General features: G+C 41.7%; 7 protein-coding genes and 2 pseudogenes. 5 read left to right on the top strand and 4 right to left on the bottom strand.

The window, feature by feature from the left end; genetic code table 11:
- The first annotated feature begins 263 nt into the window (after nt 1-263).
- Nucleotides 264-1,844, top strand: a complete 1,581-nt coding sequence (locus tag AC0L4E_RS07850; protein ID WP_473678732.1) for a BCCT family transporter — start codon at nt 264-266, stop codon at nt 1,842-1,844.
- Nucleotides 1,845-1,975: 131 nt separating this feature from the next.
- Here the strand turns inward: AC0L4E_RS07850 and AC0L4E_RS07845 are convergent.
- From AC0L4E_RS07845 to dapA, 4 genes and pseudogenes are all read right to left on the bottom strand, one after another.
- Nucleotides 1,976-5,070 (bottom strand): annotated as a pseudogene (locus AC0L4E_RS07845) (efflux RND transporter permease subunit).
- Nucleotides 5,067-6,149 carry an efflux RND transporter periplasmic adaptor subunit gene (locus AC0L4E_RS07840; protein WP_473678731.1) on the bottom strand — a complete coding sequence of 361 codons (1,083 nt, stop codon included), beginning with the start codon at nt 6,147-6,149 and terminating at the stop codon, nt 5,067-5,069. The pseudogene AC0L4E_RS07845 and the gene AC0L4E_RS07840 overlap by 4 nt, the downstream one beginning before the upstream one ends.
- Nucleotides 6,150-6,466: 317 nt before the next feature.
- A complete protein-coding gene (gene bamC, locus AC0L4E_RS07835) occupies nt 6,467-7,567 on the bottom strand; it encodes an outer membrane protein assembly factor BamC (protein ID WP_473678730.1) in 1,101 nt (366 codons plus the stop codon).
- Nucleotides 7,568-8,455 carry a 4-hydroxy-tetrahydrodipicolinate synthase gene (gene dapA, locus AC0L4E_RS07830; RefSeq protein ID WP_473678729.1) on the bottom strand — a complete coding sequence of 296 codons (888 nt, stop codon included), beginning with the start codon at nt 8,453-8,455 and terminating at the stop codon, nt 7,568-7,570.
- A gap of 354 nt (nt 8,456-8,809) precedes the next feature.
- On the opposite strand from dapA, the gene AC0L4E_RS07825 reads away from it, so the two are divergent.
- From AC0L4E_RS07825 to AC0L4E_RS07810, 4 genes and pseudogenes are all read left to right on the top strand, one after another.
- Nucleotides 8,810-9,337: a glycine cleavage system transcriptional repressor gene (locus AC0L4E_RS07825; RefSeq protein ID WP_473678728.1), complete on the top strand. Its 528-nt coding sequence runs from the start codon at nt 8,810-8,812 to the stop codon at nt 9,335-9,337.
- A 22-nt stretch (nt 9,338-9,359) separates the two neighbouring features.
- Nucleotides 9,360-9,695: pseudogene (gene bcp / locus AC0L4E_RS07820) on the top strand (thioredoxin-dependent thiol peroxidase); the annotation flags it as partial.
- 90 nt (nt 9,696-9,785) lie between these two features.
- A complete protein-coding gene (locus AC0L4E_RS07815) occupies nt 9,786-11,183 on the top strand; it encodes a tyrosine-type recombinase/integrase (RefSeq protein ID WP_473678727.1) in 1,398 nt (465 codons plus the stop codon).
- Between the two features lies 1 nt (nt 11,184).
- On the top strand, nt 11,185-13,542 hold the full coding sequence (locus AC0L4E_RS07810; RefSeq protein WP_473678726.1) for a hypothetical protein: 2,358 nt from the start codon (nt 11,185-11,187) through the stop codon (nt 13,540-13,542).
- Nucleotides 13,543-13,551 lie beyond the last annotated feature (9 nt).

Genomic DNA, 13,551 nt, shown 5'->3' with positions numbered 1-13,551 from the left:
TATAGATGACAATCGTACCTTTAATCAATTTTGCCTGATCTTGATTGAGGTATAAACTACGAATGATTAGTTTTTGTAACAAAAACGATAACTTAAATCGAAAAAATGTAGAGTTACGCGTGTAGTCATCCTAATTGATTAAGTGATATGTGATAATATCTAAGGTTTTTTTATGGCCCTAAAATAACTAAACTACCGCCATTTCGCTTTCATTTTACAATTATTTTAGTAATAGAAAGTACCATTTGAAACTCGGGTTCAAAATGCATAAGACAGTAAATAAATACAGTATAGAAACCACCGACTATAACGTTGGTCAAGACAACCTGCAAAAATGGGGGCTCGATATTCATAACCCTGTATTTGGGATAAGCGCAGGTTTAGTATTCTTCTTTCTCACGACCATATTACTTCTTGACGCGAACACTGCTAAAGATGCACTAAACAGTGTCAAAGACGGCATAATCCAACAATTCGATGTGCTATTTATTTGGTCGACAAATTTTTTCTTACTATTTGCAATAGCGTTAATGCTCTCTCCTTTAGGAAAAATCAGGATTGGTGGCAAAAATGCCGCTCCTGAGTATTCTGTCATGTCGTGGCTTTCCATGCTATTTGCCGCTGGTATGGGAATTGGGCTGCTATTTTGGAGCGTATCTGAGCCAACTGCATACTTTACCGATTGGTGGGGTACACCACTTAACGTGGAAGCATACTCACAGGAAGCTAAATCAATGGCCATGGGCGCAACTATGTTTCATTGGGGTGTTCATGGTTGGGGAATTTATTCAGTCGTTGCATTAGCACTGGCCTTTTTTGCCTATAACAAAGGTTTACCGATGTCGATTCGGTCAGTGTTCTACCCAATTTTTGGCGATAAAGCCTGGGGCTGGCTTGGCCATATCATCGATGTTATGGCGGTTCTGGCAACCTTGTTTGGTTTAGCAACAACTTTGGGCCTTGGGGCTCAACAAGCGACTAGCGGTATTAATCATGTATTTGGTACCAGTGGCGGAATTGAAATGCAGATTGGGATCATTATCTTTGTCACTTTCGTTGCGATGATTTCGATTTATAGAGGCATTGAAGGCGGTGTTAAATTACTCAGTAATATTAATATGCTTTGCGCATTAGCCTTACTGGTGTTTGTTATTTACCTCGGCTTTGATGTCGTCGTAGCATCTATTCCAAACACCTTTATCGCTTATGCAGAGAATATCTTTCAATTAAGTAACCCTCATGGCCGAGATGATACCGTCTGGATGCACGGTTGGACCGTATTTTATTGGGCTTGGTGGATATCTTGGTCTCCTTTTGTAGGAATGTTTATCGCCCGCATTTCTAAAGGCCGAACGGTGCGTCAATTCTTGTGCGGAGTCATCTTTGTTCCAACTTTACTGACTATCGTTTGGATGGGGACTTTTGGTGGCATAGCCCTAGATCAAGTGGTCAATGAAGTTGGTGAGCTTGGCGCTAATGGTTTAGGCGATATTTCATTGGCATTATTTTATGTCTATGATGCTCTACCGTTCGGTTCAATCATATCCATTTTATCTGTAGTGTTAATTCTGGTATTTTTTGTCACCTCATCTGATTCTGGTTCATTAGTTATCGACAGTATTACTGCTGGCGGCAAGATTGATGCACCAATTCCCCAGCGTATGTTTTGGGCAATTGTTCAAGGCTCAATAGCGGCAGTATTGCTTTGGATTGGCGGTAAAGAAGCCTTACAAGCGCTCCAGTCTGGTGTAGTAGCGACCGCTCTACCCTTTAACTTTGTATTATTACTTATGTGTGTCAGTTTACTTAAAGGTTTAAACAGCGAGCTTGCATATTATAAATAATCCACCGCTAAGGCCTGTTGATCTTTTAAGGTTGTGCTTTAAAGATAATTAAATTGATAAATGCAAAAAGCCCGTTATTGCTAACGGGCTTTTTTAGTTTTTAATGAATTAACTAAATAACAATTAACTCACTAATTTTCCTGTAACTCTTTTTCGAGTTGCTTAGTAATGGCATCTGGGGAGCTACTATTACGAGCAAACACACTGTAAGCAACGGGGATCACTAATAGGGTGAAGAAAGTTGCTAACAATATTCCTGATAAAACCACAACGCCAATCACAAAGCGAGTTTCAGCCCCTGCTCCACTAGACATTACCAGTGGAATAGCACCGGCTGCTGTGGTGATACCTGTCATCAAGATTGGGCGTAAGCGTTGTGATGATGCTTGAATAACTGCATCATCAAAGGCAATGCCTTTATCACGAAGTTGGTTGGCAAATTCAACAATCAAAATACCGTTTTTAGCCGCTAGTCCCACCAGCATGATGATGCCAATTTGGCTGTAGATATTGATACTTTGATCAGTAAACCATAAGCCGATTAAGGCGCCAAGTGTGGCCAATGGCACAGTAAGCATAATCACCATTGGATGCACATAGCTTTCAAACTGAGCTGCCAAAACCAAGAATACAATGCCTAATGCCAGCACAAACACAAAATACATTGAATTACCCGAGCTCTGATAATCCAGCGATTGCCCTTTGTAACTGATGACCGCTTCTGCGGGTAAATACGTATCAGCGATATCATTAAGATAATCTAACGCTTCACCTAAACTGTAACCATCGGCTAAGTTAGCTTCAATGGTAATAGCGCGCATTCGGTTATAACGATTCAATGAGCTTGCGTCAGCGTATTCTTCAACTGTGACAAGATTTGATAGCGGCACCAATTCATTGGTTCTATCTGAGCGAACATAGATGTTTTCAAGATCGGTTGCCGTGTTTTGATTGTCACGATTACCTTCAATAATCACATCGTATTCTTCACCATCTCGCATGAAAGTGGTAACTAATCGCGAACCTAACATTGACTCTAACGTGCGACCAATATGCGAAATAGACACGCCTAAATCAGCGGCGCGGTCTTTATCAATGGCAACTCTTAACTGTGGTTTAGTTTCTTTATAATCATGATCAAGACCTGCGAGCATTTCATTCTCGCCGGCTTTTTCAAGCATGATGTCTCGCCAATTGGCTAGTTCTTCATAGCTTGGGCCACCTAATACAAACTGCACAGGTTTACCCACACCACGACCAAATGCCTGACGCATAATTGGAAACGCTCGAACGCCAGCTAGATCTGATATTCTAGTTCGAATATCAGTAATAATCTCATTAGCAGGACGACGTTCAGCCCAATCTTCAAGTACGATAATAGCCATACCATTAGAGAAGTCCGCCGCAGTACCAAAACCTCGAGGAGCACGAATTAACAGGCGCTTAATATCACCAGCTTCAACCAAAGGCATTAAACGGCCTTCAATTTCATCCATGTATTTTTCTATGTATTCAAAGCTTGCACCTTGTGGGCCATTTACCACCAAAAACATCGAACCACGGTCTTCCTGAGGCGCAAATTCCTGTGGCACTTTATTCAATAAATAGCCGCTGACAGCAAACGCTGCCACCACAATAAGGCCAATTAGATAAGGCTGTTTAATCGCGCTATTAAGATTTGATTGATAGATTTTAGTAACAAAATCCATCATCGCATCCACTTTACGAACTAACCAAGAAGATTCACCTGCTGGTTTTAGCAGCTTTGAACACATCATTGGACTTAACGTCAGTGCAACTAAACTTGAGAACATCACCGCTGCACTCATGGTGACAGCAAACTCTTTAAATAATTTACCTAAATCACCATCTAGGAAACTAATCGGCATAAACACGGCAATTAGGACTAACGTCGTTGCTACAACGGCAAACGCCACTTCACGTCCACCGAGATAAGCCGCTTTTAATGGTGAATCCCCTTGTTCAATTCGACGATGAATATTTTCGAGCATGACAATCGCATCATCGACCACCATACCAATGGCTAAAATCATCGCTAGCAGTGTTAGCAAGTTAATGGTATATCCAAGGGTATATAAAACGATAAACGTCCCCATAAGTGATACAGGAACCGTTAATGCTGGAATTAACATGGCTCGTACACTACCTAAAAACAGGTAAATAACGATAATCACTAACACCATGGCGATAAACAGCGTTTGATACACTTCTTTAATCGAGGCTTCAATAAATACTGAGCTATCGTAAGAACGTTTTATCTCCATACCTGCTGGCAGTGTAGGGTTAATTTCGTCAACTAAGGCGTTAGCCGCGCGAGCAACTTCTAACGTGTTAGATGTCGATTGCTTTGATACACCTAGACCAATCATCGACTCTGTATTACCACGGAACATAATCCGCTCTTCTTCAGAACCAATTTGTACTTTGGCAACATCACCTAATCTCACCAAGTAGCCATCATCACCTTGAGTAATAACGAGATTGGCAAAGTCTTGCTCAGTTCTAAAGCTTCTATCGACACGTACTGTAAAGTGACGCTCTTTAGATTCAATTGACCCAGCCGGCAATTCAACGTTTTCAGAGCGCAGTGCAGACTCGACATCGGCAACGGTTAAGTTACGAGATGCCAATGCTTGGCGGTCAATCCAAATACGCATGGCATAAACTTTACCACCACCTAAACGTATATTGGCCACACCATCCACCACTGAAAAACGGTCAGTTAAGTAGCGGCGCGCATAATCGGTTAATTGCAATGTAGTCATTTGATCAGAGACTAGGTTTAGCCACATGATCACTTCATCTCCGCCATTGGCTTTTTCTACTTCTGGCGGATCAGCCTCTTCAGGTAAATTATCAAGTAGTCCAGAAATTCTATCGCGAACATCATTGGCAGCAGCTTCAATATCGCGACCAACATCAAACTCTAATGTGACAGACGAGCGTCCATCACGGCTGCGTGAACTGACATGCTTAATGCCTTCTACGCCACTGATTCTGTCTTCAATTAATTGAGTAATACGACTTTCTACAACAGAGGCACTAGCGCCGCGATAACGGGTATCGATAGACACCACTGGCGGATCAATATTTGGGTATTCCCGTAATGGCAGTTTTCAAAAGAAACTAAACCAAGAATGATAATCAAAATACTGATTACAGAAGCTAATACCGGCCTTTTTACCGAGATATCAGTTAAAATCATGCGGCATTCTCCGAACCTGCCACATTGGCAAAATTAAAGGCCTCAGCCGCTTCTGTTTTAACTTCATCACCTGGTCTTACTTTCAATAGGCCGCGAATAATCACAGGGGTACCGATTTCAACACCATCAATAATCTCAACCCAACCACGGTTGCGTATGCCTAGTGTAACTGAGTGCTGTTCAACCACATTTTCATCATTCACGGTATAAACAAAATGTTTTGCCTGAATTGGGATAATGGCAGACTCAGGTAATAACAAGGTTTCACGATTTTGTTTAATCAATTTTACTTTCATCAACATACCAGGCAGTAAAGCAGCGTCGGCATTATCAATAATCGCTCTGACAATCACAGCACGAGTCGATGGATTCACGCGGCTATCAATTGATGTCACAACACCTTTAAAAATACGGTCAGGAAACGCAATGGCCTTTGACTCGACACTTTTACCTAATTGAAGCTCTTGGATAAATCGCTCAGGTACTGAAAAGTCGAGTTTAATCTTACTCACATCATCTAATGTGGTGATTTGAGTACCTGGAGAGACTAACGAACCGACACTCACTTGTTTAAGACCTAAACGACCAGAAAATGGAGCATGAATTGCTCTGTCTTCTAATGCTGCTTTGGCTTGTTCTAGCTCCGCGCGGGTTGTATCAATGAGGGTTTGCAGTCTATCTCTTTCGAGTTCAGCAACCGTTTTACTAGTCACTAGACTTCTAATTCGGTCTAATTCGCGTAAGTGATCTTTTACTTTAACTTCAGCGACTCTGACTTTAGCAACTTGTTCTCGGTTACGAAGTTGCACCAGCAAGTCGCCTTTGTTGACGATGTCACCATCATCAAAGTTTATCGAAGCTACTTGTTCAGTAACTTTCGGAGTAATAGTAATAGACTCAAACGCTTTATTGGTACCAATCGCTTCGACTTCATCACGCACTGGTAACATGGCAACCTTGGCCACGACAACATTTGGAATAGGTTTAACACGCTCTTTAGTATTACTAGGAGACAGAGTCGATTGATAACCGAACCAAGCAAGACCTAATGCAACGAGTAATATTATAATTTTTTTCATCGGAATTCCGTTCGTCAAACTCATATACAAAATGTTAAAAGGATTGAAGCAAACGTTAGTTTACCCAGCAGCAAGCTGGTATCAAGACGTTTTACCTTTCCTTACAAAATACACATTCCATTAACAGGTGGGTTTTTACGGAATTAACTGAATTACAGTTCACATTTTATTAGTAATTCCCTGTTTAATTGGGCGAAACAAACGATATCACTAGATATTCATCTAATAACAGCACAAAAAAAGAGACACATAAATGTGTCTCTTTGTAATAAATTGCTGCTTTTTAGAGCAAGTACAAATACTTTGGCGGTTTTAGCTTAACGAACTTTACGATCAGCTTTCATCGCTTCGTTCAATACGCGATAAAGCTCAGTCACTACCTCGTTATCTAACGGCTCACCTAAAGCATCTTTAATAAAGATTTTGGTTTGAGAGTTATCGTCGTTTTCTTCTAACTCAACGCGATAATTACCACGTTCTAACGGTAACTTGTCTTCGCCCCATAACGAGCTCCAGAATCCGCCACTTTCTTCAAGAACAATATAATAAAGTCCTTTAGCGCTATCCATATCAACAATATCAAAACCAAGTTCAGGCATTACAATACGTAAACGATCCCAAGTTTTGCTAAAGTCGGCTTCTGCAATCCAATAAGCACCTGTTTCTTCTGTTTCAGCAACTAAATCAACATCAATACCAAGACTTTGTTCAACTCGATCTGCTTTGATTTGCTTGTCACGGGTAACACTCATGTAAGCAATAGTATTATTTAGCATATCGATGGTATAGCGACGTTGGTCTTCACCACTTAAAAAGATTTCTTGTTCTTCGCCGTCGTATGACTCTTCATGCTCAACCAGATCAATGCTCATACTACCTGAGCGGCCATGTGGGCTAACATCAACATCATAACGGTAGCGCTGACGCAATAAATAGACTTTGTCATCACCAAACCAACTTGTCTCGATAACATCTCTGTTTTCAATCCAACCTGTTTCTAATACACCTGACTCGTAATCTTCTTTTTCGACTGCGACATCGTACTTAGCAAGGAAGCCTTTAAGGTTGTCAAACACTTCTTGTTTAAGATCTGTTGTGCTAGGAATAGACTCAACGATAATTTTAATATTATCGCTGCCCTCTTCAACACGAGTACCTTCAGACATTGGAAGTACAAGTAAAGGAGGACGAATATCTAAACGCTTGCCAATAAGTTCTTTATTAACGTCTTCACCAGCACTTGGGATGTCGTATTCACGGCTATAAGTCGGCTCGGTTAATCCTTCTGGGATTGTCAGTAACGGAACTGATTTAGCATTTACAAAGTCTTCACTGCCATTGGCAACTCGACGATCTGTAGGTGTACTACACGCTGTAACGGCAGCAATTAATAAAATTGGGGTAACTTGCTTCAACATTTATCGGTTTACCTCTATCTGGGCTTGTTTCATCGCTTCTAACAACAGACCATGAAACTGCTCAGAAAGTTCAGTTAAAGGTAAACGAATATGTCCTTGGCTGATTAAACCCATTTGATGAGCAGCCCATTTCACAGGAATTGGGTTGGCTTCACAGAATAGACTTTCATACAGTCCTTTCATCGGCATGTTAATGCTTTCTGACAATGCATGATCGCCAGCTAAGGCTGCATCACACATAGCTTTGAATGATTTAGGCACGATATTATTGGCAACAGAAATAACGCCGTCCCCGCCTAATAATAAAAAGTCTCGAGCTGTCGCATCATCGCCGCTGTATAATTTAAAGTCACTACCACATAATTCGCGTAATTTAGCGACACGGGTCAAATCACCGGTGGCTTCTTTTACGCCAACAATATTACTAACAGATACTAACTCTGCTACTGTTTCGGGCAACATATCAACTGATGTACGGCCAGGTACATTGTAAAGAATTTGCGGAATGTCAGTACAAGCAGCAACGGCTTTATAATGGGCAATTAAACCTTTAGGTGTTGGCTTATTGTAATAAGGGGTAACGCCAAGCATACCGACAATGCCAGAATCAGCCATAGATTGAGTCAACTCAATGGCTTCAGCTGTTGCATTCGCACCATTACCGCCGATTACAGGAATTCTACCTGCAGCAAACTTAACGGTTTGTGCAACAACTTGTGCATGTTCTTTCATGGGTAGAGTCGCTGACTCTCCAGTGGTACCAACGGCAACAATCGCATCTGTGCCTTGGTCTATATGAAATTCTACGAGTCTTTCAAGACTACTGTAATCTACTGTGCCATCACTATTCATTGGTGTGATTAAGGCAACGATGCTTCCGTTTATCATCTAAATTCCCCAAGGTTTCAGGATTCGCTATGTTACTTATGCCTACTACTAATGACAAGCATTAACGGGGCTCTCAAATGCATTTATACAAAACTGGCAAAATATCGTGTTATTTGAACACTATTTTTATATTTTTAACTTGATCAACTCATGAAGAAATAAACTTTATTTCCTTATAAATCAATAGTTATTATAAATTAATGCTCAAACAATACACTTTTCAATAATTTTTAGCCTAATAAAGACATACTTATGTGGTTTAGTTCTAGTTATGGTAGCATTACGTCCCGCAAAAAAACTTTGCGTTAGCTCGCTAGTTTACGCTCTATGATATCGAAAAAGTGAGGAAAATCCATGACCAACTATCTGGTCGTTACTGCTATGGGCTCTGATCGCCCAGGTTTAGTAAGTCGCCTAGCCCGTTTAGCCAGTGAATGTGATTGTGACATCGTCGATAGCCGTATGGCTTTATTCGGAAATGAATTCACCCTGATCATGATGATCTCAGGATCTTGGGCTGCAATAACTAAGATAGAAACCCTATTACCCAGCTTAAGTGTTGAACTTGAGTTACTAACGGTAATGAAGCGCACCTCAAAGCATACACCTAAGAATTTTGTATCTCGTATCGAAGTCAGTGTTAATGGGCAAGATCAACGAGGCACGATGAAGCGTATAACTGAATTTTTAGCAGACCGTTCATTAGATTTAGCCGCGGTACGTTCTCATGCCGATGATGATAATTTAACTCAAACCATTTTGTTTACGATTAACGTGCCTGAAAAAGTTGATCTAATAAAACTTGAGAAAAGTATTCAAGAACTCGCAAATGAGCTCGCTTTAGATTGTTCAATCAATCACATGCAGGCCAGTGAAAAGTAAAAATAACAAATAAGGACTTTACATGAATACCCTAACAGTTGGTGATTTAGCACCGCAATTCTCTCTACAAAACCAATTTGACGAAACTATTGCGTTAACTGACGCTTTAAAAGGTGGTCCAGTATTAGTGTATTTCTACCCTAAAGCGTCTACTCCTGGTTGTACTGTTCAGGCTCAAGGGCTTCGTGACAGTAAAGCAGAACTTGCAAATCACCAGGTAACGGTTTTAGGTCTAAGTCCTGATCCAGTGGCAAAATTACTTAAATTTAATGACAAACAAGAACTCAACTTCTCATTGCTTAGCGACGAAGACCACGCCATCGCCGATGCATTCGGTGTATGGGGCGAGAAAAAGTTCACCCCTAGAAATTTCTTATGACAAAAAACCTTGATAATTTTTTATGACAATCTACCTTTGATATGTGGGTAACATATTGAGGGTTGTTTTGTGATAGAAAAGCATGACGAAAATGATGTTTATGATGACTACCGATTACTCTTCATAGAGGTAGACACATTAGCTAAACTGAGAATCTCACAGGTCATCGATACAGACTGTGGAGAAGTGACCCACTCCCCCTACCTTTCCCCGTCCAAATTACAGTCTCGCATAAAGAATACCGATATTATCGTTGCACCAGATGGGCATGTTGTTTATCCACAATCTCTTTATCTTGTGTCAAAACTCAGCGGTGAAGGAAAAATTCAAGACACCCAATCAATAGCAAAAGGCTTATTGGCCTTTACTCGATATTTAGACTCTACCCACTACCCTCAAGTTGATGATGATGGGAATGTGATACCACCACAGTACCTAACCTATAAAACACTGACGAAACATGAAGAAGAAGGCGCACCTTGGCAATTTGCAGAGCACCTTTTAGCAAACTGTCGTTCTCGAAAGGAGGCAACTGGTGACGAAGCGTACTCGCTTAACTCAGCAAGAAGCTATATGGGTGCTGTCATTGGGTTTTATAAGTGGATGCAGAGGCACGGTTACCTCACAAATGATGATGAGCATGTCCTGACACACTTCACCGAGGTTAAGGTTAACGTAGGGGACGCCAACCAGCATGACATTCTTGCCCATACTAAGTCTGGCGCAAAGCGGCTCTATGAAATATCAAACATCATGAAGATGTTCCCCAAAATCGATAAAACGCCTGCTCATCAAAAATTGAAGCCTATGTCGTTGGAGCATAAAGAACTGTTCTCTCAACACATTCATACATTGCCAAAAGCTGCTTCCCTGATACTGAGACTTTGTGAAGAGGCAGGACTTAGGATTGATGAAGCGACTCACTTTCCTGCTCATGATATTGGTGATAAGGATTTTAGTGGATTAGATGTCGTGCCATTGACCATTACACATACCAAAGGTAGTAAGCAGCGCACAATTGAAATCCCTATCGCACTGTATGAGGAATTAGAGCAATTCAAGGAATGTAGTCAGCGACAAAAGAACCTTACTAGCCGAAAGGATCTGATCAATTCCAAAGAAGAGCTAGACACCACTGAGTACCTTTTTCTTTCCAATAAAGGGCGGCCTTATACAGAAAATACTCTAGAGGCGCATTTTAGCAAGCTGCGACAGTGCATCCGGGCAATAGAACCTGACTGGTACTATCGAATCCATGACCTACGCTCAACTTATGCCACGCATTGGCTTTGGCGTGAGTATAAAGCGCGACAGGTTGCCTATGAGTACCTAATGGACGAATTAGCCTCGCTTATGGGACATTCGAGCACCGCAACGACGGAAAAGTACATTACGTTCATGAATAAGTTTGATGAGCAGTTACGGGTTGCAGAGAGCAAAAACAACAAGATGAATAAGGGGTGGTAGCATGGCAAAAAGCCCGCTCGCGAAGCACTCAAAGACGGCAAAGCACGTTAGAAACAGTAAAAATGTAGTTCCGTTGCACCTTACCATCCCCTATAAGGACACCAGAAGCAGGAAGACAATCGAGTTTGATATATCAAACCTGTTACACCTTTCCGCAAACAGTAAAAATGTCAAAATCGACAGCCGTATCCCTTTTTTAAGGAGCTTTTGTAAAAAGGCCAACCAGTATGTTCATAATGGCAGATCGGCACGAACCATCCAGATGGTCTACGATGCATTAAGAGGCTTCATTGTCTTTTGTGACGCTATAAACGTTGACCCCTTTTCTGAAGCCGGCTATTTAAAATATGCTGGGAATGATGGCGAACTGCGGCACCGGATAAAAATGTATAGCTCATCCAAAAGGCTATGGGAGATGAGACACGGTGATGAACTGGGTATCCAAGAAAGCACAGCCTCTCAAATAACTTCAGCACTTCGCACCGCCCTTACATGGTGTGGATTACCCGCTGACACATGGGCAACCCATCACCGAGGTTTTAGTGGCGAAGCAACACAAAGTAAGGGTTATTCCGACGCTGAAGAAGAGGTGCTTGTTGCTCGGTTAAGTGCGTTATTTTTCACCCTAGCCCCGCAATTCATTGCGGCAAAAAAAGAAAACCTTATCCTTCCTGACGAGCTGCCTGTCGTTATTGACTTAGGTTTCAATCAAAAAATCATTTCAATAAAAACCTCTCTCAAAACCCAAACATATGGGATGAGTAAAACGGGCACACCCGTAAAGCATGCCGCTGCATTTAATATGGCTATGGGGGCGGCTTATCACCTAATGTGCTTTTTTACCTCATTAAACGATAGCGACGTACGGAGCATCGCTCACCCCGTCACGATTCATACTGACCTGCGGGATAAAAGCTTACAGGTAGTTAAGGTATCGAGCTTTAAGCCACGCGCAAATAAAGAGGTAGACGCTGTACTTACCAACCGAAGTTTCGATGTTAACAAACGGGATGGAGTGAAGTTTATTAAAACACTTGAAACGCTCTCAGCACTCTATGGCGGTGGCGAAAAAGGGGCTGAGTTACTGTTTATGCTTAATAACCAAGAGGAGAAAAGTAGCTCGTTTAATATGGTCGCAGTAAACAAACATCTAATGGTAGAGCTAAACTTGCTATCACCCACTCGTGCATCTTGCCTCCCATGGTTTAAGGAGTTGTTTCACAGCTATCTAAACCAGCATTTTATCGAGCTAAAAAAACAAACGAATACACTTGGTCGATTTATCGTAAGTAAAGTCACTCGCCCTAACTCAAAAACAAAAGCCACTCAGGGAGCAACAAATAGCGCCTACTGCATCTTATCGTGTTACACAGACTTACCCCTCAAGGGCATCTTACTGCCGCTGACTTATTCGGATAAAGACGCTGAGGGCAACATCAGTGTGTCGTTCAAATACCGCAATGGCGAGATGCATTACTTCTCTGTTCCTGCTGCTGACAAGGCGTTAATCGAAGATATAGAACATTTCGCCACAGAGTTAGCCGATAAACAATACTCTAAAAACTATGAGCGGTTGCTGCTCAAACGCGGTCATCGCCATGAAGCCCCTAAAGACTGGGACGGAATAAGCCCTATCAGCTCTAATCTAATGAAAACATGGTCAATTGAAACCAACGAATACTTCATATCGCTTCAATCAAGCCGCTGGCGAGAAATGGCCAGTAACCAAGTGTACTCCGTAAGTGGCGCTGGCGGTGTTCAAAGCCTCCTGCAAAACCTTCTTCAAACCATTGATAAGCACTATGCCAATGGTGACCCAAGACTCAACAAAATCATCATATCACAAGCTCTACAAGTGATGGAGCTATTGGGTGCTGGCACGGGTTTAGAACAAGCAAAAGAGATAGTTGCAGCCAGAATTGGCATCACAATACTGACGCATGATGAATGGAAAAAGAAGCAAGAGGAAGAAAGAGCAAAAACCAATCCCAATGGCATTCATTGCAATGGGCAACAAAAAATTGCAGGTGGAAAAAACACCCAGCGTGAAACTAATAACGCCATGAAGCTACAGCTACCTTGTACTGAATACGACATGTGCCATAAATGCCAATCAGCCAAAGCCGTCAATGAAACTCAATCCATCTATAAACTTATCTCTTTTATTGATGTGCTGAAAGAGGCTGTAAACCTATACCCTAACGCGCAAGAAGGGGTATATGAAAGAATCGCCGCTTTTGAGGTTACTCTCGATGGTGCCAGCAAGGATGTATACGACAATGCGATGACATTATTTAACAAAAAAGGGCGTCACCCCCGAGTGTCTATGGATCACGCCATTTTAACCCTACACCGTTAATTGGGAGCC

Source organism: Shewanella sp. GJ50-10, from assembly GCF_055808815.1.
The sequence above is the reverse complement of the archived record's forward strand: the minus strand, read 5'-3'. Positions and strand labels throughout refer to the sequence as shown.

What these genes read in the sequence shown, in the direction of transcription:
- dapA (WP_473678729.1), bottom strand. Translation starts at nt 8,455, where the DNA reads ATGATAAACGGAAGCATCGTTGCCTTAATCACACCAATGAATAGTGAT.
- bamC (WP_473678730.1), bottom strand. Translation starts at nt 7,567, where the DNA reads ATGTTGAAGCAAGTTACCCCAATTTTATTAATTGCTGCCGTTACAGCG.
- AC0L4E_RS07840 (WP_473678731.1), bottom strand. Translation starts at nt 6,149, where the DNA reads ATGAAAAAAATTATAATATTACTCGTTGCATTAGGTCTTGCTTGGTTC.
- AC0L4E_RS07825 (WP_473678728.1), top strand. Translation starts at nt 8,810, where the DNA reads ATGACCAACTATCTGGTCGTTACTGCTATGGGCTCTGATCGCCCAGGT.
- AC0L4E_RS07810 (WP_473678726.1), top strand. Translation starts at nt 11,185, where the DNA reads ATGGCAAAAAGCCCGCTCGCGAAGCACTCAAAGACGGCAAAGCACGTT.
- AC0L4E_RS07850 (WP_473678732.1), top strand. Translation starts at nt 264, where the DNA reads ATGCATAAGACAGTAAATAAATACAGTATAGAAACCACCGACTATAAC.